Here is a 24,154-nt window from a genome sequence, read left to right as displayed (position 1 = left end):
TTTTTTGTGGTTTAGTCTGTTGTTAGAAGTTAAAAAAAATATAAATTTTGTTATTGTGAGCTAAAACGAAAAATCTCAAAAGTTAAGCTATTAAGCTTTTCTCATGAGATTTCTCGGTATAGCGGTTTATCGAAATGAAAAATTACTTCTCATAAATCCCAACCGTTAGCTCACCTTTATCATTCATTTTTGCACGGTACATACCAGCGGTATTAAATTCCATAACGATATTACCAGTTTTATCTAAAGCAATAATTCCTCCAGTGCCTCCTAAATTTGTAAGTTTATTTTGAATAACTTCTTTTGAAGCTTCTTCCAAAGAAACACCTTTGTACTCCATCATAGCAGAAATATCATAAGCCACTTGCCCACGAATAAAATACTCACCCCAACCAGTACTAGATACAGCACACGTCGCATTATTGGCATAAGTCCCAGAACCGATGATTGGTGCATCACCAATTCTACCATAACGTTTGTTGGTCATGCCACCCGTAGAAGTGCCAGCAGCAAGATTTCCATTTTTGTCTAATGCAGCGCAACCAACAGTACCGTATTTTGAGTCTTTAATTAATGGGTCGTAGAATGCTGTTTTATCGTCGTGGTCCAATTCTACTTTTTCTCTGTCTTTTGCTCGTTTTAATGAATTGAATCGGTTTTCGGTATAGAAATATTCTGGTTCAACTGTTGTTATACCTTGCTCCTTTGCAAAGGTTTCTGCACCTTTTCCTGAGAGCATCACATGTTCGGATTTTTCCATGACAGCACGAGCTAAATTAATTGGGTTTCTAACCGTGGTGGTTCCAGCAGAAGCTCCTGCATTTAACGTCTTGCCATCCATGATTGAGGCATCAAGTTCATTGGTTTCAGCATTGGTGAATACTGCACCCTTACCAGCATTAAAGAGCGGCGAGTCTTCCATGACATTGATGGTTTTTTCGACTGCATCTAGACTGCTTCCACCATTTTTAAGTATTTCATAACCCACTCTAATGGCTTCTTCAAGTTTGGCTTGGTATTCGGCCTCACGCTCTGGAGTCATATTTTCTTTTAAAATTGTACCAGCTCCTCCATGGATAACGATCGCGAATTCTTGTCTTTTGTCTTCAGACATTTCAGCAGATTCATTTTGAGATGGAGTATCTGATTTTGATTGGTTTTCACACGAAAAACAGATTAATAAAAGTAGAAATAATGGAATGATTTTTTTCATAATAAATTAGATTTTACAAGTGCCTTAAAGTTACATTTTTAGACGACTTGGTTCAAGCAAAACCAACAAATTATTAGTAACTTCGCATAAAATTTCAATAATTCATAAAAATTAAGCAAATATGGAAGCAGTAGCTACCGATTACGGAATAAAAGAAGCCTTAGACCAGTTAGGTGTTAAAGATATAAACAATGGAACGTCAACAGGTTCCAATAACTTTTCCAATGGTGAAGTTATTGAATCTTATTCTCCTGTAGATGGACAATTAATAGGCAAGGTTAAAACCACCACCAGAGCAGACTATGATAAGGTAATGGATGCAGCGACCAAAGCTTTTAAATCTTGGCGCGATATACCAGCTCCGCAGCGTGGAGAAATTGTACGCCAGTTTGGAAATAAGTTGAGAGATCTAAAAGAGCCACTTGGTAAATTGGTTTCTTATGAAATGGGTAAATCTTTGCAAGAAGGTTACGGTGAAGTACAAGAAATGATTGATATCTGTGATTTTGCGGTCGGTTTGTCGAGACAATTAAATGGGCAAACAATTCCGTCTGAAAGACCAGGACACGTAATGCGAGAACAGTGGCACCCAATTGGTGTGGTAGGTATTATTTCGGCATTTAATTTCCCTGTAGCCGTTTGGGCTTGGAACACAGCCTTAGCATGGATTTGTGGAGACGTTTGTGTTTGGAAAGCTTCGGAAAAAGCACCTTTATGCTCAATTGCTTGCCAAAACATCATTGCAGGTATTTTAAAAGAAAATAATATGCCTGAAGGTATTTCATGTATTATAAATGGCGATTATAGAGTTGGTGAATTTATGACTACGGACTCTAGAATACCGTTAGTGTCTGCTACAGGATCTACCAGAATGGGACGGATTGTCGGCAAAACCGTGGCAGAGCGTTTTGGTAAGTCTTTGTTGGAATTAGGAGGAAATAATGCCATCATTATTACACCCACTGCAGATTTAAAAGTAGTGGTGCCAGGTGCTGTTTTTGGCGCGGTTGGTACGTGTGGACAACGCTGTACAAGTACACGACGATTGATTATCCATGAGTCAGTTTACGACAAAGTTAGAGACGCCATAGTTGGTGCTTACAAACAAATAAAAATTGGAAATCCGCTAGATGAAAACTATCACGTAGGACCGTTAATTGACAAAGACGCAGTTGACACTTATTTGGCTGCGATTGAAAAAGCAAAAGCCGAAGGTGGGAATGTTTTAGTAGAAGGTGGTGTTTTAGAAGGAGAAGGTTATGAAAGTGGCTGCTATGTAAAGCCAGCCATTATTGAAGCTGAGAATGATTATGAAATTGTACAGCACGAAACGTTTGCACCAATTTTATACTTAATGAAATATTCTGGTGATGTAGAAAATGCTATTGAGAAGCAAAATGGAGTGGCACAAGGATTATCCTCGGCCATTATGACCAATGAAATGAAAGAAGCTGAAAAATTCCTTTCATATGCAGGTTCAGATTGTGGTATTGCTAATGTTAATATAGGAACCTCAGGTGCTGAGATTGGAGGCGCTTTTGGTGGCGAAAAAGAAACAGGTGGTGGTCGAGAATCTGGCTCAGATGCTTGGAAGGTTTATATGAGAAGACAAACCAACACGGTTAACTATTCGGATGAATTGCCATTGGCGCAAGGGATAAAATTTGATCTCTAAACCATTCTTTAATATTTTAGTTCTAAAAGCCGTTTCTAGAGATTCGGCTTTTTTTGTTTCATACCGAAATGTTAAAATCTTAATTAAACGTTTTCGTCATTAAAGGGTCTTAGTTAATATGAAACGTCAAGAACTTCAACATTTATATTGGAGAGCCGGTTTTGGTCTACAGCCTGATATCTCTAAAACTTTCGACAAAAAGAGAATGAAGGTTGTTGATACGCTTTTTAAAGATTCCAAAACTATAACTCCACTTGAATTGAACTTGTCATATTTTAAAAATATTACACGTTCCGATTTAAAAGATGATCCAAAATTTGCAGCTGATGTAAGAGCAAAATCCAGAAAAAAAGTTTTGGAGCTCAATTACGCTTGGATAGAACGAATGGTCAACCCAAAAGAATTGCTCAGGGAAAGAATGACGTTATTTTGGGCCAATCACTTTGTATGTCGTGATAATAATGTGATATATATTCAGCAATTCAATAATACGTTACGAGAACATACATTAGGTAATTTTAGGGATTTTGTAAAAGCTGTTTCAAAGGAAGCTGCGATGTTAGGTTACCTAAATGGCAAACAAAATCGAAAGGGTAAACCCAATGAAAATTTTGCACGCGAACTTATGGAACTCTTCACTTTGGGTGAAGGCCATTATTCTGAAGTTGATATTAAAGAAAGTGCACGTGCATTTACAGGGTATAACCACGATTACGGCGGAACATTTCGCTTAATAAAAAGCCAGCACGATTACGATTCAAAAACGTTTTTCGGGAAAACAGGTGATTTTTCTGGCGACGATATTATCGATATAATTTTAGAAGAAAGGCAGGTCGCTCAGTTTATTTCGAATAAGATTTACCGCTATTTTGTGAATCCAATTCCGAATAAAAATCATATCAATGCCATGGCAGATGTGTTTTACAAAGACTATAACATTGAAAATCTCATGCGATATGTGTTTATGTCAGATTGGTTTTATGATGAAAAAAATATTGGTGCTAAAATTAAATCGCCTATTGAATACTTTGTAGGAATTGTGAATACTGTTCCTGTAAAATTTGAAAGAGAGAGAGATATTATAAGGCTTCAGAGGATATTGGGTCAAACCCTTTTAGACCCACCAAATGTAGCTGGTTGGAAAGGTGATAAAGCGTGGATTGACGCTAACACCATTATGTTGCGTCTCAAATTGCCTTCGATATTACTTAATAATGCTTTCATCTCTTTAAAGGTAGAAGGCGATTTTAGTGAAGATTTTAAGGAAAAGTATTTCGAAAGACGTAAAGGTAAATTGCCTTTTAAAACTATACCCAACTGGGATGCCTTTTCAAAAAGTTATAAATCTGTTGAGACGGAAGAATTGGCTTCCTATATAATACAAGGTAATATTAATGACGGAACTATTGCATACGTCAATACGCTGAATAAAAAATCGAAGCAAGACTTCTGCATTCAACTCATGTCGTTGCCAGAATATCAAATGTGTTAATACCATAATTATGGACAGACGTAAATTTTTAAAAAGTTCCTCATTAGCGAGTACTATGTTGTTGGTGCCAAGTTTTGTTAAGGCTTTAGAGTCTGTGGCTACTGAGCGGTTGGGTTACAAACGCTTGGTAATAGTACAGTTGGCAGGAGGTAACGATGGGCTTAATACTATCATACCGCATAACAACGATATTTATTACAATTCCAGACCAAGGTTGGCTATAAACCAAGATATTATAAAATTGAATGACGATTTAGGTTTCCACCCAAGTTTGGCACCTTTAAGACCTCTGTTTGATAATGGAGAACTTTCAATTTTAAATAACGTTGGGTATCCAAATCCCGTACGTTCTCATTTTAGATCCATGGATATATGGCAAACTGCAAGTGGTTCAGATGAATATTTACAAAGCGGTTGGCTAGGAAGATATATGGATTTGCATGGCAAAAAACCATATAATGCCATGGAAATGGACGAGCAATTGAGCTTGGCCATGAAAGGGGAACATTTTAATGGTTTAGCCACCAATGATTATCGTGTGCTATACAACACATCGAAAGATCCATATTTTAATAACGTAGTTAATCATTATAATGATGCGCATTTGAGCGAACATAATTTGGGTTATTTATACCAAACTATGATTGAAGCCAAATCTTCGGCCAAGTATATATACGAGAATACAAAGATTAATCTTTCTCAAGAGGACTATCCTCAAAATCTGTTTGCGAGACAGTTAAAGAATGTGGCACAATTTATAAATTCAGGATTGGAAACAAAGGTGTTTTACACGTCACTTGGTGGTTTTGATACACACGCCAATCAACCTAACAGACAAAAAAGATTACTGTCTCAATATGCTGATAGTGTTTCGGCCTTCGTAAAGGATTTAAAACGAAACGAGAGTTTTGAGGATACATTAATATTTACTTTTTCAGAATTTGGAAGACGTGTAAAACAAAATGCGGCCAACGGTACTGATCACGGAGCAGCAAATAATATTTTCATTATTGGTAAAAATCTAAAGTCAGCTGGATTTTACAACAACTTAGCAAGCCTCAAAGATTTGGATGACAACGGAGATATAAAATTCGAAATTGACTTCAGACAAGTTTATGCGACTATTCTCAAAAGTTGGATGGGAGTTTCTACAGAAGGTATTATTGCCTCACCACAACAAAGCCTCAATTTTATTTAAAAAAATAAACCTTGTTCCAATGCCGAATCTTTATCGGGAGAAACAAGGTTATATAATTGATTAATAGCACTTCAAAGATGCATATTTATTATTTAGTGACTTGATTTTTTTGATGAATGGTTAAAAAAAATGTATAACTGGTATGCTTTTAATTCTAATCTCGATAAGTTGCAAAAATTGTCGGTAAATTTTATAAGAGCCCTGACGATTAGCTGTATTTCACTTTACGTAAAATTCTAATGGTTTCTTTGTAGGATTGATATAAAATTTCGCTCTCGTTTCTGATGTAAGGCTTGGCAGCTTCCAATTTTAAAAGCGCATCATCGAACCTATTGAGATAACAAATGAGATAACTTGAAGCTAGATTTTTTAAATCGGCAGTCTCATTTTTGTTAAGTGATAGGCTTTTTTCAAGTTTTTCTAAAATAGAATTATTAGCATTATAAATATGGTGCAACACTCGTTTGTCGAATTGTGGTGGTTGAAAAATCAAATCTGCCGATATGGAATAGTTGGCGTTATTATCAAAATGAATCGTAGTTTCTTCTAATTTATAATATTTATAAGACTGATAAAGTCCAAGCCGTACATACTCAATTATTTTGAAGGAATCTTCGGTATAGGAAATTGAAACTTCATCTAATGCAGAATAGAATAGACGGACCTGTTCGTTAATGAGCTCAATATCCACACGAGAAAAAAACACTTCATCTTTAACCTGCTTCTTTTGTCCGGACCAGCACAGTACAAAATACTCTTTAAAAACTTGGTACTGTGGATTAAAATCTTGCCGTTTGTTCAGAAAATCAAACACACCATCCAAAGTCAGCTGAATATTGTTTTGAGCATGATTTTCAATTGCTGCAACAATTTTTGAGTTGACATCCTTCACCTCAATATCAAAAACCTTTGGCATACTAATGCTGCCGTCCCTAAAGAAAACGGAGCCGCCATAATATTTCCATATATTTTTTCTTAGTGAAGTAATTTTATCAATTGGCCTAATGGTCACCAATCCAACTACTTTATCGTCTGGTAAATGAGGAAAAGGGATGTTTTCGTATTGTACAATCGGTGGATTTGTTAAGTAAGCATTGATGAGGTTCTGAATTTTGCTATCATCAAAAAAATCAACTCCTACAATGTTATTATCTTCGTCCTCAACACCAATTACGATGTAAGAATTATTTTTTGGGTTACTGTTAGAGAGCGCACAGATATGTTTCAAAAACTTGGCTTTGCCCTCTTTAAAACTAATGTCAATTTTTCGCTTTTTGTCATAAAAACTGTTCTCATCGTTGTGAGATAGTAGGTTTTTTATGAGAAGCCTTTTGTTAATCATAGCTGTCAATCCTGGGAAAGCAGATGTCTCCTTAAAGTAATTCTATTTCCTTTAGCAAATTTTCTCTAGCTTGGTATTCAAACTTTAATCTATAAGCTTTTGTAAAATACAACGTTTCTCGATCTAAAAAATGACGAAGCACTTTTTTTCGACCCAGTTTATATATAAAATCTGGGTAGATTTTATATTCTTTTCTTATTTGATGCGTATAATTTTTATAGGTTTCCCAATCAGCTCCAAGTATTGATAAATCAAAATCCAGGAGAAATGCATTATCTTGATTGTTATCCAAAACTATTTGATGCTTTTTGGTTGAAATAATCAATTTCTGAACGTTTTCTCTTCGTTTTTCTTCAATATTCAATTTTTTTAAAGCTTTTTTGGCAAAAAGCCCACTTTTTTCTTCGTTGTCCTTTTTGGTTGATTTATAAATGATATCATGGTACCAAATTGAAAAAACTAAAACGTCAAAATCTTCTATAACAGATTTGTGCTCTTCGGCTTGTAAAAGCATATTTTGAATATGATAAAGATTGTGATAGTATCTATTATTTGAAGTGTAGTGTTTCAAAATCTCGTCCCAAAATGTAATTGTAATTTTTTCATCTTCAGCATATTTTGAAGATAAATTAATCCATTTAGATCTGAGTTGAGCAATCATATCATTTCTCACAAAAGTGGAAATCACTATATTTTAATTTTTTTTCACAATTGTAGAACTTGCCTGAGCTGTACAAAACATCAAAACATCAGCAATATTAACATGGGCAGGTCTGGACACTGCAAAATAGATGACTTCAGCCACATCTTCTGCCTGCAAGGCTTTGTAGCCTTTGTAAACGCCATCGGCTTGCTTTCCTCCTTTAAATCGGACATCTGAAAATTCAGTTTCAACAAGTCCTGGATTGACGGCGCCTACCTTAATACCGTATGGATTGAGGTCTATCCGCATGCCTTCAGTTATAGCCAAAACTGCATGTTTACTGGCACAATACACATTGCCTTTTGGATATACTTCCTTGCCTGCTGATGAACCAATATTGATTATGTGTCCTACTTTGCGTTTTGTCATATTGGGAATTACACTTTTACTTACATAAAGTAAACCCTTAACATTAATGTCCATCATGGCATCCCAATCATCCAAACTTCCATTTTCTATTGGATCTAATCCATGGGCATTACCAGCATTATTTATTAAAATATCAATATCTTGAAATTCTGTAGGCAAAGAAGCAATTGCTTCCAATGTTTTTTCTCGGTCACGTACATCAAAATTTAAAGTATGTACATCGACTTTTTTGGAGAGCTCTTTTTTAATTTTATCCAAACGTTCTTGACGTCGGCCGCACAAGATTAAATTGATACCTTGTTTTGCGAATTCTTGAGCTGTAGCTTTGCCAATTCCGCTGGTTGCGCCTGTAATTAATGCTGTTTTCCTCATAGTTCAGTCATTCCTGCGCATGCAAGAATCTAAAATTTTATGTTGATTATATACTTTCATCTGTACTTGGACTGCCAAGTCAATCAAGGCACCTTATGACCTTGGGCAGCTACTAAAATCAAGAACCAATCTTCTAGTTCAAGTTCAATTTTTGTAGCATGCATGGCTTGTTTTAACCGCTCCTTATTCGTGGTTCCGACAACTGGATGTATCCCAGCAGGATGTTTCAAAATCCAAGCTAATATCAATTGGTCTTCTGTAGCATTGTATTTATCCATCAGTTCACCAAGTTGCTTATGGATTCGTCGAGTCTTTTCGTTATCTTCTTTAAATACGATTCCCAACGGCGACCAAGCCATTGGTTTAATGCCACAGGTTTTTATATAATCCAAAGTACCATCATGCATTGCGGAATGTTGAGTCAACGAAAATTCAATTTGGTTAACGTCAATATCAGTTCGCAAACCAATCATTTCCATTTGGGATGATGTAAAATTGGAGACGCCAAAATCTTTTATTTTTCCGTCCTTCTTTAATATAGTAACGGCTTCTGCAATTTCCTCGGCAACCATAAGAGGGCTTGGTCTGTGAAGCAGTAATAAATCCAGATACTCGGTGTTGAGATTTGTTAAGGATGCTTCAACCGAACAAATAATATAGTCTTTACTATAATCATAATGCTTTACTTTATTGTTACGGTTGTCGCTCATGTACTGAATACCACATTTAGAAATTAGCTCAATCGATTCACGTTCAATTCCCGAGTCTTTAAAAGCATTTCCAAAATGAGCTTCAGTGGTGTAGGCGCCGTAAATATCTGCATGATCAAAAGTGGTAATGCCAAGAGATGTGCAATGGTGTATCAGCGCATCCATTTCTTTTTTTGAAAGTTGCTTGCCCCAACTTCCCCAAGTCATGGTACCTGCAATTATTCTAGAATATTTCAAAGGTTAGTATGTTTACAAAAAGGTTAATAGCAATTGTTGCATAAAAATAGTTAAAACTTTGCAACTGAATTGTGAAGCCCTATTTTTAACCAATTGTTAACAGCAATACAAGAATAATTTTAACAATTTGCAACACTTTAAAAATTACTAAAAAATAGTTTTGCTATTAAACTCATAAATATGGAAGAAACGAATACAGTTGACATTAAGTCAATTAATGAAAAGATTGAAAAAGAAAGTGCGTTTATAGACTTGCTTACGTTTGAAATGAATAAGGTCATCGTAGGTCAAAAACACATGGTAGAGCGTTTGTTGATAGGTTTACTTGGTCAAGGTCATATTTTACTGGAAGGTGTTCCGGGATTAGCAAAAACCTTAGCGATTAACACGCTTTCAAAAGCAATTGATGCAAGTTTCAGCAGAATACAATTTACACCAGATTTATTACCTGCCGATGTGGTCGGTACATTGATTTATAATATAAAAGAAAACGACTTTTCGATAAAAAAAGGCCCGATTTTTGCCAACTTCGTTTTGGCAGATGAGATTAACAGAGCACCTGCAAAAGTGCAGTCGGCTTTATTAGAAGCCATGCAGGAAAAGCAAGTGACCATTGGTGATGAGACTTTTATACTGGAAAAACCGTTTTTGGTTATGGCAACTCAAAACCCTGTTGAACAAGAAGGTACCTATCCGTTACCGGAAGCACAAGTTGATCGTTTTATGCTAAAAACTGTTATTGATTATCCAAAGTTAGATGAAGAGCAACTCATTGTAAGGGCCAATTTAAAAGGCAGTTACGATAAGGTAAATCCAGTGGTTTCAACCAAGCAGATTCTCACGGCACAAGAAGCAGTAAGAGAAGTGTATATGGATGAAAAAATCGAAAAATATATTCTCGATATTGTTTTCGCTACACGTTATCCTGAAAAATATAAACTTCCAGATTTAAAGCCATTAATTTCATTCGGAGCATCACCTCGAGGAAGTATCAACTTGGCAACAGCGGCAAAATGCTATGCTTTCATCAAGCGCAGAGGTTATGTGATTCCAGAAGATGTGAGAGCCATCGTTCATGACGTTTTGCGCCACAGAATAGGGATTACTTACGAAGCCGAAGCCGAAAATATCACGTCAGAGGATATCATTAACAAAATTGTTAATGTGATTGAGGTACCATAAAATCAGTAAAAAAGTAATCAGTAGGCAGTAAGCAGTCGCTTTCTGTTTACTCGAAAACTGACTGCAAACTGAAGACTGCAAACTGCAAACTGGATCATGGACACTAAAGAACTTCTTAAAAAAGTACGAAAAATAGAAATCAAGACACGTCGGTTGTCTGATCATATTTTTGGTGGCGAGTATCACTCGACCTTCAAGGGTCGTGGTATGACTTTTTCTGAAGTCCGACAATACCAATTTGGTGACGATGTGAGAAACATAGATTGGAACGTCACAGCACGTTACAATGAACCATACATCAAGGTTTTTGAGGAAGAACGAGAACTCACAATGATGCTAATGGCAGATGTGTCTGGTAGTAAATTATTTGGTACGCAAAATCAGTTTAAAGATGAAATTGTAACTGAAATTGCAGCGACGTTGGCATTTTCGGCAACGCAAAATAATGATAAGATAGGTTTGATTTTATTTTCAGATGAAATTGAACTTTACATTCCTCCAAAAAAAGGGAGGTCCCATGTGCTTAGAATTATAAGGGAATTGTTAGAATTTAAACCAAAAAGCAAAAAAACAAATGTGGCTGAAGCGTTGAAGTTTCTTTCAAACGTGATGAAGAAAAAGGCAATTGTATTTGTGCTTTCAGATTTTATAGCAGACGATTACAAACAAAATTTAAAAATTGCTGCAGGGAGACACGACATTACAGGCATAAGAGTTTACGATAAGCATGAAGAAGCCATCCCGAATTTAGGTATGGTTCAAATGGAAGATGAAGAAACTGGAGAATTGCTTTTGGTCAACACGGCATCCAAAAAAGTGAGACAGAATTACAGTAGATTCTATAACGAAAAAGTAGATTATTTCAAGGACAGCTTTACAAAATCTGGGGCAGGAGCTATCAATTGCAGAGTTGATGAAAGCTATGTAAAAAAGTTGTTGGGTTATTTTAAACGAAGAGGATAAACGAATAATGAATTACGAATTACGAAATAAGAATTTGAAAGCCGGCAAACTCAGAACTATAGTTTTGTCTTTTCTCTTTGTACTTTGTTCTTTGATTTCTTTTTCCCAGGTTAAAACTGAAGTTGATACCACTAAGATTAGAATCGGAGAGCAAATCGATTATAAAATAAATGTTGAAGCAGATTCATCATTATTGGTTGTATTTCCAGAAGGTCAAACCTTCATGCCTTTGGAAATGGTGGAAGCATTGCCAATAGATACCACTAGAAAAGACGCCAAGTTCCTGCTTTCAAGATTATATAAATTAACACAATTTGATTCAGGATCATATACCATTCCGCGTCAAAAAATCATTATTGCAGAAAAGCCATTCTTCACGGATTCGCTTAAAATTGAAGTCAACACCATTGAAGTCGATACGACAAAGCAAAAACTTTACGACATCAAACCCATCATTGAAGTCGACAAAAGCATGGGTAATTGGTGGAAATGGTTATTGGATATTTTAGCTGCCATCGCATTAGTTGCCTTTTTATTGTATTGGTTTATTTGGCGAAAGAAACCACTTACCGAAGAAGAACAAATTGCATTGTTGCCACCGTACGATCGTGCAAAATTAGCATTACAAAAATTGGATGAGAGCCATTATCTTCAAGATTATAAGATGAAGGAATATTATTCCGAATTAACCTTCATCATCAGAAAATATCTCGACGAGAAAGTATATGACCGTGCGTTGGAAAGCACCACGGACGAATTGATTTCAAGATTACATTTATTAAAAGATGGCAATCAAATTAAGCTAAGCAAAGATGACATCAATAATATCGAAACCATCTTTAAGCGTGCGGATTTAGTAAAATTTGCCAAGTCGTCACCAGATGTAGCTTTGGCGGAAATCGACAGAAAAACCATTGACGTAGAGATTGACCAAGTCAAAGAGGCTCTGCCAGAACCTACGGAAGAAGAAAAATTACTGGACCAACAATATAAAGAAGAACAAGAGCGAAAGCAGAAACGAAATAAGGTCATCATCACGGTTGCCATTTCCCTGTTTTTAGTTATTGCGACAATCGTTGGTTTTGGAATCAAGTATGGTTTCAGCTATGTTAAAGACACAATTATTGGTCACGAAAGTAAAGAATTATTAGAGGAAGACTGGGTAAAAAGTGCTTATGGATATCCACCAGTTTATATTGAAACACCTAGAGTTTTAAGACGTATTGAGGTGGAATTGCCAGATGAAGCACAACAGCAAATGCGCATGACGACTTTTGCTTATGGAACTTTATTAGATGTTTTTAGTGTTACGATTAATACAACGACACTAAAAGTTCCGAATCAAAAAGAGCAAACTGCAGAAACAGAAAATCCGACTTTTGATTTAGTAAAGGTTTCAGAAGAAACCATTAAAGGGTTTGAGGCAAAAGGAATTACAGATATCACGGTAAAACGAGAGAAGTTTACAACGCCAAATAAAGCTGAGGGCTTAAAAACATTTGGTACTATGAATATAAACACACCAACTTCAAACAATGGTACCGATGCTAAATATATATTGCTTTGTTTTTCAAATGCCAATGTGCTTCAGCAAATTGTAATTACATATCCGGAGGATGATATTTACGCAGATGAAATGGTAGAACGTATTGTTAATTCAATCGAACTGAATCCAGAAGTGCCTCAACAAGAAGAAAGAGAATAATGCTAGAGAATATAGAATTTTTAAATAAAGGTTTTTTCTGGTTGTTGCTATTACTACCACTCGCTGTAATTTGGTATGTGGTAAAGCGAAATAGCCAAACGGCAGAACTAAAAATGTCCAGCCTTAAAGGTTTTAAAACGACATCTTCTGTTTGGTCAAAGCTAAAACACGTATTGTTTGCGTTGCGATTAATTGCTCTCGCGCTATTAATTACAGCGTTGGCAAGACCAAGAACAGTAGATGTATCCACACGAACCAAAACCACAAGTGGTATTGATATTGTAATGGCAATTGACGTTTCGGCAAGTATGTTGGCAAAAGATTTACGTCCCAACCGATTAGAAGCCTTAAAGGAAGTCGCAGCAGATTTTATCAATGGCAGACCAAATGACAGAATTGGCTTAGTAGAATACGCTGGAGAAGCCTATACAAAAACACCGATTACTACAGATAAATCTATTGTGTTGAGATCCCTTAGAGATATAAAATATAATAACATAATTGAGGGCGGTACTGCGATTGGTATGGGATTGGCAACGTCTGTTAACCGTTTAAAAGATAGCAGAGCCAAAAGTAAAGTCATCATTTTATTAACGGATGGTGTAAATAATTCAGGATTTATAGATCCAAAAATTGCTAGTGAATTAGCTCTGGAATATGGCGTAAAAACATATACTATTGGTTTAGGCACAAACGGTTTGGCGCTGACACCAGTTTCCATCAATCAGAACGGAAGTTTTAGATACGGAAGGCAACAGGTTGAAATTGATGAGGGTTTATTGAAGGAAATTGCCGAAGTTACAGGTGGAAAATACTTTAGAGCAACCAACAATCAGAAGTTAGCTGAAATCTATAAAGAAATCAACAAGCTCGAAAAAACCGAGATCGAAGAGAAAAAATATTACAATTACGAAGAAAAATATAGACCGTTAGTGTTATTGGCAGGTTTATTGCTTTTAATTGAAATACTATTAAGAAATACAATATTTAGAAGTTTTGTTTAGACTCGATGAAAAAATATGGTTTTGGACATTACTGGCAATTCCGGTAATCATTCTGCTGTTTTTGCTATTGCAATTATGGAGACGTTCTGCGCAGAAAAAATTTGCAGATTCCGCACTTTTAAAGCGTTTAAGTCCTAATCAATCCTTATTCAAAAGTATATTGAAAGTTGTTGTGCTCTGTGGCGCTTTTGCATGTTTGTCTTTGGCATTAGTAAATCCAAAAATTGGCACAAAACTTGAAACGGTAAGAAGCGAAGGTGTCGATATTGTTTTCGCAGTAGATGTGTCAAAAAGTATGTTGGCAGAAGACATTGCACCTAATAGATTAGAAAAATCAAAACAATTGGTCACGCAAATTATCAATAGTTTAGCGAGTGACAGAGTGGGAATTATTGCTTATGCAGGGAAAGCGTTTCCGCAATTGCCTATTACCACAGATTATGCTTCTGCAAAAATGTTTTTACAGAACATGAATACCGATATGCTTTCGTCCCAAGGTACTGCTATTGGTGAAGCTATAAAGTTGGCTAAGACTTACTATGACAATGAAGAACAAACTAATAGAATATTGATTATCATTTCAGACGGTGAAGATCACGAAGGGGAGGTAACGGACATTGCTGAAGAAGCCAATGAAATGGGAATTAGAATTATTACCGTCGGAGTTGGAGATACCAAAGGTGGACCCATACCTATAAAACGAAACGGAGTTGTACTTAATTATAAAAAGGATAATAACGGAGAAACGGTAATCACAAAATTGGACGAAACCACGTTGAGAGAAATTGCCGAAGAAACCAATGGTGTTTATATCAATGGTACCAACACAGCAGAAGTGGTAGATCAAATAAAAGACGTATTGGACCAAACGGATAAAACGGAATTTGAATCTAAACAAATAGCAGATTTCAAAGATCAATTTCAGTGGTTTTTGGCCTTCGGAATTTTTCTGTTGTTTATAGATATATTCTTTTTAGAACGAAGAACAGCTTGGTTAAAAAAGTTGAATTTATTCAACGAGGCCATATAAATTTTTAGAATTATTTTAACGCATCTAGAGCAAAGGCTTTAGTAATTTAGGGCTTTGCGATAAGAAATGATATATACAATGAAATTTCATCTATTCATAATAACACTTTTAATTGGTTTTACAAGTGTGGCACAGACACAGGATAAAACGCAATTGAAAGCTCAGAAAAGAGCAACAGACTTGGTTTATAAAGCCAACGAATTAGTTGAGGAAGATAACTATGTTGAAGCCGAAATGGAATATAGAAAAGCCTTGTCTGAAGCACCAAATAAAACAGTCGGTGCATATAACTTGGCACACTCTTATTATAAAAAGGGTAGTTATGATGAAGCTCTTTTCAGAACAAAAGAGGCTGCCAGAACCGCTACAACTAAAGACGAAAAACACAGAGCGTTTCATAATTTGGGTAATATTTTAATGCAAAACGAATTGTGCAAAGAAGCTGTGGAAGCTTTTAAAAACGCTTTAAGAAACAACCCGAAAGACGAAGAAACCCGCTACAACTATGCGCTAGCTAAAGATTGTGCAGATCAGCAAAAAGATGGTGGAGGTGAAGACGATAAGGAAGATAAGGACAAGGAAGAGGAAAAAGACAAAGAGAAAGAACAAGAAAAGGAAGACGAAAACAAAGACAATAAAGACGAAGGCGATAACGACAAGAAAGAAGGTGACGAAGAAGAGGACGAAAAAGGAAAGCCAAAAGACGATAAAAAAGAAGATGGCAATGGTGATAAGGATAAGAAAGACGAAAAGCCAAAACCAAAGCCGGGACAAATGTCTCCACAACAAATAAAGAACATTTTAGAAGCCATGCAGAACCAAGAACAAAAGGTTCAGGAAAAAATGAATGCCGAAAAACAAAAAGGGGCCAAAGTAAAAACTGAAAAGGATTGGTAATTTAGTTTACAGTCGCAGTCTCAATATTGAGTATCCTGTGAGGAATCTAAAAACCACCTATGTATGAGAGGATAGTTGAAAATGAAATTCATCAAAACAATATCAATATTATTTTTTGTATTTGCCGCAACTATGGCTTCAGCCCAAGTAAAATTTGAGGCTAAAGTAAGCAAGACAAAACTTGGTGTCAATGAGCGGTTACGTATCGATTTTGAAATGAACAAAGACGGTGACAATTTCGTGCCACCTAGTTTTGCCGATTTTACAGTTGTTGGTGGCCCAAATACATCAGTGAGTAATTCTTGGCTTAATGGTAAGCGTTCCTACACTAAAACGTATAGTTATTTCTTAGCTCCAAAAAAACGTGGAAAATTCACCATAAAACAAGCCATTATAGAAATTGATGGTGAGACTTACAAAACATTTCCGGTTACCATTGATGTTACAGCTGCTGTAGAACAACCAAAAGATGGCAATGATGCAGCTTATGTTGCATCAGAAAACATTCATTTAGTGGCTGAGGTTTCAAAAGAAAACCCTTATTTAAACGAGGCGATAACCGTAGTTTACAAATTGTATGTCTCTCTTGATACTGGTGTAAGAAATTGGAACTATAAAGACAATCCACGTTACAATGATTTTTGGAGTCAAAACATTGAGATTAAGGGTCTGAATATTGAAAAAGGAATGTACAAAGGAGAGGAGTACCGTTATGTAGTTCTCAGAAAGACTGTGCTCTATCCCCAGAAAACAGGCAAATTAAAATTAGAACCTTTGGTATTGGACGTCTCGGTTGAAGTGCCAACCAATAGAACTGATATTTTTGGTCGTCCATTAATGACCAAAGTGCCTAAAACAGTAACCGCAGGTACCAGAACTATAAATGTAAAACCATTGCCTGAAACAAATAAACCTGCTGACTTTAAAGGTGCCGTAGGTGATTTCGATTTTAAGGTTACCACATCCAAAACACAGTTAAACGCAACAGAATCCCTTGAAGCCAAAATTGAAGTATCTGGTAGAGGAAATTTAAAATTATTTGAATTACCAAAACTTTCTGTGCCAAGTTCTCTTGAGGTTTACGAGCCGCAACATTCAGAAAATGTTCGTACTAATTTAGGTGGTATGCAAGGTTCTATTTCCGACACTTATACGATTGTACCGCAATATCGAGGTAAGTATCCAGTGCCTACTTTGTCCTTTTCATATTTTGACCCGAAGACTGAAACCTATAAACGTGTGACGTCCGATGATATCATTATCGATGTGTTAGAAGGACCAATGGCGAATTCAAACACGTCAGATGCAATCACTGATGGCTCTAGACAAACGGTTTTTCCTAACTCAAACACATTTGCTTTCATAAAAACTAAAACGAATTTTACAAGTATAAAATCAGAACCATTTTTTAAGTCCACTGTTTTTTGGTCATTATTCTTGTTGCCATTTTTATTTATTCCGCTAGCCATTGTTGCAAGAAAAGCAAAAGATAGGAGAGATGCGGATGTTCATGGAAATCGTATTAGAAAAGCAGACCGATTAGCACGGAAATATTTAGGTGAAGCCAAAAAAGCACTTGGCCACAAAGAAGCGTTTTATGTCGCTTTGGAAAAGGCATTGCACAATTACTTAAAAGCCAAACTCAACATTGAAACCAGCGAAATGAATAAAGAAAGAATTGTTGAAATACTTAGAAAGAGACAAGTCAATGATGAGGTTGTGGCAGAATTTATTTCAATATTAAAAAGTTGTGAAATGGCTCGCTACTCACCATTTACCCAAGTTACAATGCAAAATGATTATGAAAAGGCAGCAAAGACCATTTCCCAAATAGATAAACAATTGGTATAGAATGAAAGTTTTAGCTAACATATTTGTTTTTGTTTTCTGTTTGTTCGGATTTACGCAAAATAACCAGCTCTTTGAAGAAGGTAATGCCTTGTACAATCAAGAAAAATATTCTGAGGCCATTGAAAAATACAAAGCCATTCTTAACAGTGGTGAGCATTCGGCAGATTTGTATTTCAATTTAGGTAATGCTCATTACAGGCTCAACAATATAGCGCCAAGTATTTATAATTACGAAAAAGCACTTCAATTAGCACCTCACGATGAAGACATTAAGAACAATTTGTCCTTTGCGCAGAACATGACTATTGATGCTATAAGTGATGTTCCAAAAGTTGGGTTTTCAAGAATTTTTAACAATGTGGTCAATATGGCGAGTAGAGACTCATGGGCAATTATTGCTATTGTCGGTGTGGTTTTATTTGTTCTTCTATTTTTATTGTATCATTTTTCTTATTCAACTTCGAGAAAAAGATTTGCTTTTGTTACAAGTATATTGAGTTTGTTAATTGGTTGTATGGCTTTGGCGTTGGCATTTCAAAAAGAACAACTGCAAAAAAAGGATAATCCGGCTATAGTGTTTGTTCAAGAAAGCAGGGTAATGACCGATCCAAACAAATCTAGTGAGGAAGTATTTAGACTCCACGAAGGCACCAAAGTCCAAGTTTTGGAAAGTTATAACGATTGGAAAAAAATTCAAATTTCGGATAATTCTAGTGGCTGGATTTCTGCTCAAGACATAAAATTGTTGAATATTTTTTAAAAATTATTTAACAGTTTGATAATTTCTTAATGTTATATTTGCCGCTTATGAGACAAAAATTGAGACATAGTTCGGCAGTTTTCTTTACGATTTTATTTGTAGCGTTGTTGTCTGCACCAACTATCATCACATCTTTTGATGACTCAATAGACATTTCATTTTTTTACAGCCTCAGTGAAGAGGAAGAAAACGAAAAAAACTTCAAATTAGTTTTTGAAACTGATTCAGATTCTGAAATTTTTTTTGATGCAAAAAAAAGGAAGGGTAAAGGAATCTATAAATTTAAAAAATACCCTAAACCACACCTTAACCTAGTCTCACCACCACCCGAATTCATTTCATAATTTTTCGAATTTCAGGACAACATTAGTCCATAAAAATTATTAAAAATTAGCTTTTGATATTTCTCATTAGCGTAAATGAATTATATATGTTTAAAACTTTAAAAAATGACATACCAGCGAGTATTGTCGTATTCTTTGTTGCATTACCACTATGTTTAGGTATTGCATTGGCGAGTGGAGCGCCTTTATTTTCAGGATTAATTGCAGGTATTGTAGGTGGAATTGTTGTAGGGTCCCTCAGTGGATCTAAAATCGGTGTTAGTGGTCCAGCCGCTGGACTAGCTGCAATTGTATTAACTGCAATCGGCACCTTGGGTGGTTATGAAAATTTCTTGGTAGCGGTTGTGTTAGGTGGAATTATTCAACTCATATTTGGTGTTTTAAAAGCCGGAATTATTGGATATTACTTCCCTTCTTCAGTAATTAAAGGAATGCTTACCGGTATAGGAATCATTATCATATTAAAACAAATTCCACACTTTTTTGGCTATGATGGCGAACCAGAGGGATCGGACAGTTTTACTTGGTCCTCTGGGGAAAATACATTTTCAGCACTGATTGGTATTTTCGATAACCTAATCATAGGCTCTATGGTTGTAGGGTTTATTTCTTTAGGAATTCTTTTACTTTGGGGCAATGTACTTTCAAAGAAAGGAAAGATTTTTCAAATTGTTCAAGGGCCTTTAGTTGCTGTAGTTGTAGGTATTTTGTTCTATGTGCTTACAAATTCTAATGAGAGTTTAGCAATTGATGCTACTCACTTGGTGAGTGTGCCTGTACCTGAAGGTATAGATTCATTTTTGGGCCAATTCAGTTTTCCTAATTTTGCTGTTATTACAAGTCCTGATGTATGGATTGTAGCATTCACTATTGCTTTAGTTGCTAGTTTAGAAACGTTACTTTGTGTTGAGGCTACGGATAAATTAGACCCAGAAAAAAATGTGACACCTACCAATAGAGAATTATTAGCTCAAGGTACAGGTAATATTCTTTCTGGACTAATTGGAGGTTTGCCAATTACGCAGGTAATTGTTAGAAGTTCTGCAAATATCCAATCTGGTGGAAAAAGCAAAGCTTCAGCTATAATTCATGGGTTTTTATTGCTGATTTCTGTAATCTTAATTCCAAGGTTATTAAACATGATTCCGCTTTCGGTTTTAGCAGCAATACTTTTAATTGTAGGTTATAAGTTGGCAAAACCAGCATTATTCATGAAAATGTACAAACTAGGTTGGAAACAATCTGTACCATTTTTTGTGACAGTTTTAGGTATAGTATTTATCGATTTATTATGGGGAATAGGTTTAGGTTTAGCCGTAGGTATTGTAGTTATCTTACTAAAAAGCTACCAAAATTCTCATTTTCTTCATATTGAAGATAAGAGTAACGGAAAACACAGAATTAAAATGGAGCTGGCTGAAGAAGTGACCTTCTTTAATAAAGGTGCTATTTTAAAAGAGCTGGATAGTTTACCAAGAGACACCTATTTAGAATTTGATGTTACAAAAACAAGATATCTTGATTATGATATTGTTGAAATTTTAGATGATTTTGCTTTTAAGGCAAAGGAGAGAAATATTGATATCAAATTAATTTCAAAACGTGGTATTGTTGAGAATCCACCAAGTTTTATTGAATTTTTCCAATTAAGACCAAAATCCAATATCAGTTTAAGCTAATTTAGAGCGTTATGAAAACAAATAAATATAAAATATTAGTGCTATCTGATATGGAAAACACATTAGATAGTACTTTAAAAAGCACTATTAGCTTCGCAAAAATGATTGATGCTAATATTGAATTTTTCTACGTAAAACAACCGACAGAAGTAGTTGGCAGTGATAGCCAATTATCTGCAATGCGTACCATGAACAAAGAATTTGTGGTTATCAACAATAGACTCGAAGCGTTGGCAGATTCAATATCTAAAACCAATGGAGTTGATGTAAGTTATAACCACACGATTGGAAATGTTAAGACCGAAATTAAAAATCGATTAACAGTATCCAAACCAGATATGGTAATTATTGGTAAACGTAAACCAAAAGCCCTTAATTTTATAGGTGATAGAATCACGGATTTCATCATAAAAAATTATGATGGTTCAGTGGTGGTAGCATCAGAAATTAATTCAGTAGAACCAGACAAGGAAGTTGCGTTGGGTTTTTTTAATAACAATACTGATTATACCGATTTAAAATTTGTGAATGAACTATTAAGTCATTCGAAAAAACCGGTTACAGCATTTAAAATACATTCTGATTTAAACAATTCGATAGATAATGTTGCTAAAACTGTAGAATATACTTTCGATGATAACGATAAGTTTATGGACAATCTAAAGATGTATCTTAAAAGAAGTGGTGTTAATCTATTGTGTTTAGATAGGAATGAAACAACTGAAGCCAAAACAAACATCATAGATTTACTTGATAAGATAGATGTATCTTTGATGGTCACTTCAAAATAACCATTATAAAACAGAATAAATTATGACGAATAAAAGCAACATATTTCTAATATTAAGTTTATTGTTTTTTTCAAATATTGCAACTTCCCAAGATAGTAACCTCGGTAACTGGTTAATATACTTTGGTAATAAACAAATAGATGAAAAATGGAACATTCATCACGAAGTTCAATACAGAAACTACAATGCCATTGGCGATTTAGAACAATTGTTGCTGCGTACTGGTTTGGGTTATAACATTGATGAAAATAATAATGTACTGTTAGGTTACGGATATATCTTATCTGAAAATTATATTGGAGATACCGATGATAAATTTTCTGTAAACGAACATCGTATTTACCAACAGTACATTACCAAACAAAAAATAGGGAGATTAGGTTTAAGTCATCGGTACAGGTTTGAACAGCGATTTGTTGAGGACGATTTTAGAATGCGATTTCGATATTTTCTTAGTTTCAATCTGCCACTACAGAATGAAGAAGGGGGAAAAAACCCATGGTACCTCTCTGCTTACAACGAAATTTTTCTTAATGCAGAATCATCTATCTTTGATAGAAATAGGTTGTATGGTGGGTTGGGCTATAAATTTTCCAAAACCTTAAGAATGGAACTAGGATACATGAATCAGTTTTTTGAAAACTCAAATAGGGACCAAATCAATGTAATAGCGTTCGTAAATTTCTAAATATTGTTAAAAAACGATTTTCGCGATTGTAAATATTAGCTTAATTTAGAAAAAAATTATTTTATGAAAGACTTCTTTAAACATATCAAAGGTGATGCTTTTGGTGGAATTACGGCAGGTATTGTAGCACTGCCGTTAGCATTAGCTTTTGGTGTGTCATCTGGTCTTGGACCTAGCGCAGGATTGTACGGAGCAATTTTTATCAGTTTTTTCGCTGCACTTTTCGGTGGAACAAACACCCAGATTTCTGGACCAACTGCGCCAATGACAGCTGTAAGTATGGTGATTATTGCTGGTATAATTGCAGCAAATGATGGCAGTGTAGAAAAAGCCTTGCCAGCCATTTTAACTGTTTTTTTATTGGCAGGTTTAATTCAAATTGGGTTAGGTGCGATTGGCTTGGGAAAATATATTAGGTATATACCCTATCCCGTCGTATCAGGTTTTATGACAGCCATCGGTGTGATCATCTTAATCACACAGATTTTACCAGCAATTGGTTATTACCCAAAAGAAGATGTCGATTTAGTTAGCCAGTTTAAACCACAGGCCGAAGAAATTATTCTGGAAAATATTTTGAAAGAAGAAGCGGGAGAGGGTATTCTGGTTTTAGAAAATTTTGAAGAAACCATTAGAAGGGCCAAACTAACCACGGAAGATGATATTGCCAAAGAATCACAAACGTTAGCAAAATCTGCAAGCTCAGGAGTGTTAGGAACTATTAAAGTACTGCCGAAAGCTCTTCAAAATATCAATTGGTTAGAATTGATATTAGCATTGGCAACCATTTTTATAGTATATGGATTTAAACGTATAACAACCAAAGTGCCAAGTGCTTTAGTAGCATTGATTGTAGTATCTGGTGTGGCATATGGTTTTGGATTGGATTATAGACCAATAGAAGAAATACCTACAGGACTACCAGTACCAAAACTTGAAATATTTACAGGATTTAGTCTAGCTTCAATTACACCATACATATTTACGGCAATAACGCTAGCTTTATTAGGTGCTATTGATTCCTTATTAACAAGTGTTGTAGCTGATAACATGACCAAGACCAAACATAAACCAAACAAAGAACTGGTGGGTCAAGGAATTGGAAACAGTATAGCTTCTATATTTGGTGGTATTCCGGGAGCAGGTGCTACGATTAGAACGGTTGTAAATATCAATTCTGGTGGTAAGACTAGGCTTTCTGGTATGATTGCAGGTGTATTGCTTTTGGTAATCCTATTAGCTCTTGGACCTGTAGCATCTGAAATTCCTGCTGCAGTATTAGCAGGTATTTTAATTACTGTAGGTATTGGCGTTATGGATTATAAAGGTTTAAAAGCGATTCCTGCATTACCAAAAGACATCAAATTTGGTCCATTTAAGTTAAGTTCGGAAGTTTTGGTAATGCTTATTGTATTGGTGTTGTCGACATTTTGGAACCTAGTGTACGCTGTAGGTATTGGACTGGTAATTGCCTCATTAATGTTCATGAAAAAAATAGGTGATTTAACAGCGCAGCGTTCTTCAGTTAGAACCTTGAAGGAAGAATCTTGGTCAGATGAATCTGATTTCCCTGAAAAACTCAAACAGGAAGTGTTTATAAAGCACGTTAATGGGCCCTTATTTTTTGGCTCCACTAGTGATTTTCAAGCACTGGCGAAACAGATACCTTTTACGGCGAGTACAGTTGTAATCAGGTTGGGCAGGATGCAATATATGGATCAAAGTGGTCTATATGCCATGGAGGATGTTTTGGTAGATCTAAAAAAACAGAATATCAATGTTCTAATGGTTAATGTGTTGAAACAGCCACGTTATATGATGGAACGTATTGATATTATTCCAGATTTAATTCCTGAGGAACACATCTTCAAAAATTTTGATGAATGCTTAGTTTGGATTAGAGCAAACGTCAAAGACAAATATTAAAATAATGTTTAACTCACATCAGA

Annotated in this window: 21 protein-coding genes; 16 read left to right on the top strand and 5 right to left on the bottom strand. The window is 35.4% G+C overall.

What is annotated here, in order from left to right:
- Positions 1–142 precede the first annotated feature (142 nt).
- The gene (locus tag HM983_RS05900; protein ID WP_179344465.1) at positions 143–1,213 is read right to left on the bottom strand and encodes an isoaspartyl peptidase/L-asparaginase family protein; all 1,071 of its coding nucleotides are present in this window, start codon (positions 1,211–1,213) and stop codon (positions 143–145) included.
- A 121-nt stretch (positions 1,214–1,334) separates the two neighbouring features.
- Between HM983_RS05900 and amaB the strand changes: the two genes are divergently transcribed.
- The 3 genes from amaB to HM983_RS05885 all read left to right on the top strand — a co-directional run bounded on the left by amaB (position 1,335) and on the right by HM983_RS05885 (position 5,578).
- On the top strand, positions 1,335–2,888 hold the full coding sequence (gene amaB, locus HM983_RS05895; protein WP_179344464.1) for an L-piperidine-6-carboxylate dehydrogenase: 1,554 nt from the start codon (positions 1,335–1,337) through the stop codon (positions 2,886–2,888).
- 118 nt (positions 2,889–3,006) lie between these two features.
- Positions 3,007–4,380: a DUF1800 domain-containing protein gene (locus HM983_RS05890; protein WP_179344463.1), complete on the top strand. Its 1,374-nt coding sequence runs from the start codon at positions 3,007–3,009 to the stop codon at positions 4,378–4,380.
- Between the two features lie 10 nt (positions 4,381–4,390).
- Positions 4,391–5,578, top strand: coding sequence for a DUF1501 domain-containing protein (locus HM983_RS05885; protein ID WP_179344462.1), 1,188 nt, complete (start codon positions 4,391–4,393; stop codon positions 5,576–5,578).
- Between the two features lie 208 nt (positions 5,579–5,786).
- Here HM983_RS05885 and HM983_RS05880 read toward each other — a convergent pair whose 3' ends face one another.
- The 4 genes from HM983_RS05880 to HM983_RS05865 form a co-directional block, all read right to left on the bottom strand.
- A complete protein-coding gene (locus HM983_RS05880; protein WP_179344461.1) occupies positions 5,787–6,920 on the bottom strand; it encodes an ATP-binding protein in 1,134 nt (377 codons plus the stop codon).
- A gap of 31 nt (positions 6,921–6,951) precedes the next feature.
- The gene (locus HM983_RS05875) at positions 6,952–7,608 is read right to left on the bottom strand and encodes an HD domain-containing protein (RefSeq protein WP_317166945.1); all 657 of its coding nucleotides are present in this window, start codon (positions 7,606–7,608) and stop codon (positions 6,952–6,954) included.
- Between the two features lie 6 nt (positions 7,609–7,614).
- Complete coding sequence (locus HM983_RS05870; RefSeq protein WP_179344460.1) at positions 7,615–8,364, bottom strand: SDR family NAD(P)-dependent oxidoreductase; 750 nt, start codon at positions 8,362–8,364, stop codon at positions 7,615–7,617.
- Between the two features lie 83 nt (positions 8,365–8,447).
- Positions 8,448–9,311: an aldo/keto reductase gene (locus HM983_RS05865; RefSeq protein WP_246277469.1), complete on the bottom strand. Its 864-nt coding sequence runs from the start codon at positions 9,309–9,311 to the stop codon at positions 8,448–8,450.
- 180 nt (positions 9,312–9,491) lie between these two features.
- Here HM983_RS05865 and HM983_RS05860 point away from each other — a divergent pair, with 180 nt between their 5' ends.
- The 13 genes from HM983_RS05860 to HM983_RS05800 all read left to right on the top strand — a co-directional run bounded on the left by HM983_RS05860 (position 9,492) and on the right by HM983_RS05800 (position 24,131).
- On the top strand, positions 9,492–10,493 hold the full coding sequence (locus HM983_RS05860) for an AAA family ATPase (protein WP_179344459.1): 1,002 nt from the start codon (positions 9,492–9,494) through the stop codon (positions 10,491–10,493).
- A gap of 96 nt (positions 10,494–10,589) precedes the next feature.
- The gene (locus HM983_RS05855; RefSeq protein WP_179344458.1) at positions 10,590–11,456 is read left to right on the top strand and encodes a DUF58 domain-containing protein; all 867 of its coding nucleotides are present in this window, start codon (positions 10,590–10,592) and stop codon (positions 11,454–11,456) included.
- Between the two features lie 7 nt (positions 11,457–11,463).
- Positions 11,464–13,161, top strand: a complete 1,698-nt coding sequence (locus HM983_RS05850) for a hypothetical protein (RefSeq protein ID WP_179344457.1) — start codon at positions 11,464–11,466, stop codon at positions 13,159–13,161.
- On the top strand, positions 13,161–14,165 hold the full coding sequence (locus HM983_RS05845) for a vWA domain-containing protein (RefSeq protein ID WP_179344456.1): 1,005 nt from the start codon (positions 13,161–13,163) through the stop codon (positions 14,163–14,165). Before HM983_RS05850 ends, HM983_RS05845 begins: the two co-directional genes overlap by 1 nt.
- Positions 14,158–15,195 carry a VWA domain-containing protein gene (locus HM983_RS05840; protein ID WP_179344455.1) on the top strand — a complete coding sequence of 346 codons (1,038 nt, stop codon included), beginning with the start codon at positions 14,158–14,160 and terminating at the stop codon, positions 15,193–15,195. The genes HM983_RS05845 and HM983_RS05840 overlap by 8 nt, the downstream gene beginning before the upstream one ends.
- Before the next feature lie 78 nt (positions 15,196–15,273).
- Entirely contained in the window at positions 15,274–16,092 is an 819-nt protein-coding gene (locus HM983_RS05835; RefSeq protein WP_179344454.1) for a tetratricopeptide repeat protein, read from the top strand.
- An 81-nt stretch (positions 16,093–16,173) separates the two neighbouring features.
- Positions 16,174–17,943 carry a BatD family protein gene (locus HM983_RS05830; protein WP_179344453.1) on the top strand — a complete coding sequence of 590 codons (1,770 nt, stop codon included), beginning with the start codon at positions 16,174–16,176 and terminating at the stop codon, positions 17,941–17,943.
- 1 nt (position 17,944) lies between these two features.
- Positions 17,945–18,703, top strand: a complete 759-nt coding sequence (locus HM983_RS05825) for a tetratricopeptide repeat protein (protein WP_179344452.1) — start codon at positions 17,945–17,947, stop codon at positions 18,701–18,703.
- Between the two features lie 47 nt (positions 18,704–18,750).
- Positions 18,751–19,047: a hypothetical protein gene (locus tag HM983_RS05820; protein WP_246277468.1), complete on the top strand. Its 297-nt coding sequence runs from the start codon at positions 18,751–18,753 to the stop codon at positions 19,045–19,047.
- An 86-nt stretch (positions 19,048–19,133) separates the two neighbouring features.
- Positions 19,134–20,726 (top strand): SulP family inorganic anion transporter, encoded by a 1,593-nt coding sequence (locus tag HM983_RS05815; protein ID WP_179344450.1) that lies wholly within the window; start codon positions 19,134–19,136, stop codon positions 20,724–20,726.
- A gap of 11 nt (positions 20,727–20,737) precedes the next feature.
- Positions 20,738–21,517, top strand: coding sequence for a hypothetical protein (locus HM983_RS05810; protein WP_179344449.1), 780 nt, complete (start codon positions 20,738–20,740; stop codon positions 21,515–21,517).
- Positions 21,518–21,539: 22 nt separating this feature from the next.
- On the top strand, positions 21,540–22,205 hold the full coding sequence (locus HM983_RS05805; protein WP_179344448.1) for a DUF2490 domain-containing protein: 666 nt from the start codon (positions 21,540–21,542) through the stop codon (positions 22,203–22,205).
- A 63-nt stretch (positions 22,206–22,268) separates the two neighbouring features.
- Positions 22,269–24,131, top strand: a complete 1,863-nt coding sequence (locus HM983_RS05800; RefSeq protein WP_179344447.1) for a SulP family inorganic anion transporter — start codon at positions 22,269–22,271, stop codon at positions 24,129–24,131.
- Positions 24,132–24,154 lie beyond the last annotated feature (23 nt).

The sequence above is a fragment of the Winogradskyella ursingii genome (genome assembly GCF_013403975.1).
Taxonomy (GTDB): domain Bacteria; phylum Bacteroidota; class Bacteroidia; order Flavobacteriales; family Flavobacteriaceae; genus Winogradskyella; species Winogradskyella ursingii.
This window is presented reverse-complemented; position numbering and strand designations above follow the sequence as displayed.

Bases quoted from the DNA above. Each gene is read 5' to 3' on its own strand.
- HM983_RS05825 (WP_179344452.1), top strand. From the start codon at position 17,945: ATGAAAGTTTTAGCTAACATATTTGTTTTTGTTTTCTGTTTGTTCGGA.
- HM983_RS05810 (WP_179344449.1), top strand. From the start codon at position 20,738: ATGAAAACAAATAAATATAAAATATTAGTGCTATCTGATATGGAAAAC.
- HM983_RS05845 (WP_179344456.1), top strand. From the start codon at position 13,161: ATGCTAGAGAATATAGAATTTTTAAATAAAGGTTTTTTCTGGTTGTTG.
- HM983_RS05870 (WP_179344460.1), bottom strand. From the start codon at position 8,364: ATGAGGAAAACAGCATTAATTACAGGCGCAACCAGCGGAATTGGCAAA.
- HM983_RS05820 (WP_246277468.1), top strand. From the start codon at position 18,751: ATGAGACAAAAATTGAGACATAGTTCGGCAGTTTTCTTTACGATTTTA.
- HM983_RS05855 (WP_179344458.1), top strand. From the start codon at position 10,590: ATGGACACTAAAGAACTTCTTAAAAAAGTACGAAAAATAGAAATCAAG.
- HM983_RS05860 (WP_179344459.1), top strand. From the start codon at position 9,492: ATGGAAGAAACGAATACAGTTGACATTAAGTCAATTAATGAAAAGATT.
- HM983_RS05880 (WP_179344461.1), bottom strand. From the start codon at position 6,920: ATGATTAACAAAAGGCTTCTCATAAAAAACCTACTATCTCACAACGAT.
- HM983_RS05800 (WP_179344447.1), top strand. From the start codon at position 22,269: ATGAAAGACTTCTTTAAACATATCAAAGGTGATGCTTTTGGTGGAATT.
- amaB (WP_179344464.1), top strand. From the start codon at position 1,335: ATGGAAGCAGTAGCTACCGATTACGGAATAAAAGAAGCCTTAGACCAG.
- HM983_RS05885 (WP_179344462.1), top strand. From the start codon at position 4,391: ATGGACAGACGTAAATTTTTAAAAAGTTCCTCATTAGCGAGTACTATG.
- HM983_RS05805 (WP_179344448.1), top strand. From the start codon at position 21,540: ATGACGAATAAAAGCAACATATTTCTAATATTAAGTTTATTGTTTTTT.
- HM983_RS05835 (WP_179344454.1), top strand. From the start codon at position 15,274: ATGAAATTTCATCTATTCATAATAACACTTTTAATTGGTTTTACAAGT.
- HM983_RS05900 (WP_179344465.1), bottom strand. From the start codon at position 1,213: ATGAAAAAAATCATTCCATTATTTCTACTTTTATTAATCTGTTTTTCG.
- HM983_RS05850 (WP_179344457.1), top strand. From the start codon at position 11,464: ATGAATTACGAATTACGAAATAAGAATTTGAAAGCCGGCAAACTCAGA.
- HM983_RS05830 (WP_179344453.1), top strand. From the start codon at position 16,174: ATGAAATTCATCAAAACAATATCAATATTATTTTTTGTATTTGCCGCA.
- HM983_RS05890 (WP_179344463.1), top strand. From the start codon at position 3,007: ATGAAACGTCAAGAACTTCAACATTTATATTGGAGAGCCGGTTTTGGT.
- HM983_RS05815 (WP_179344450.1), top strand. From the start codon at position 19,134: ATGTTTAAAACTTTAAAAAATGACATACCAGCGAGTATTGTCGTATTC.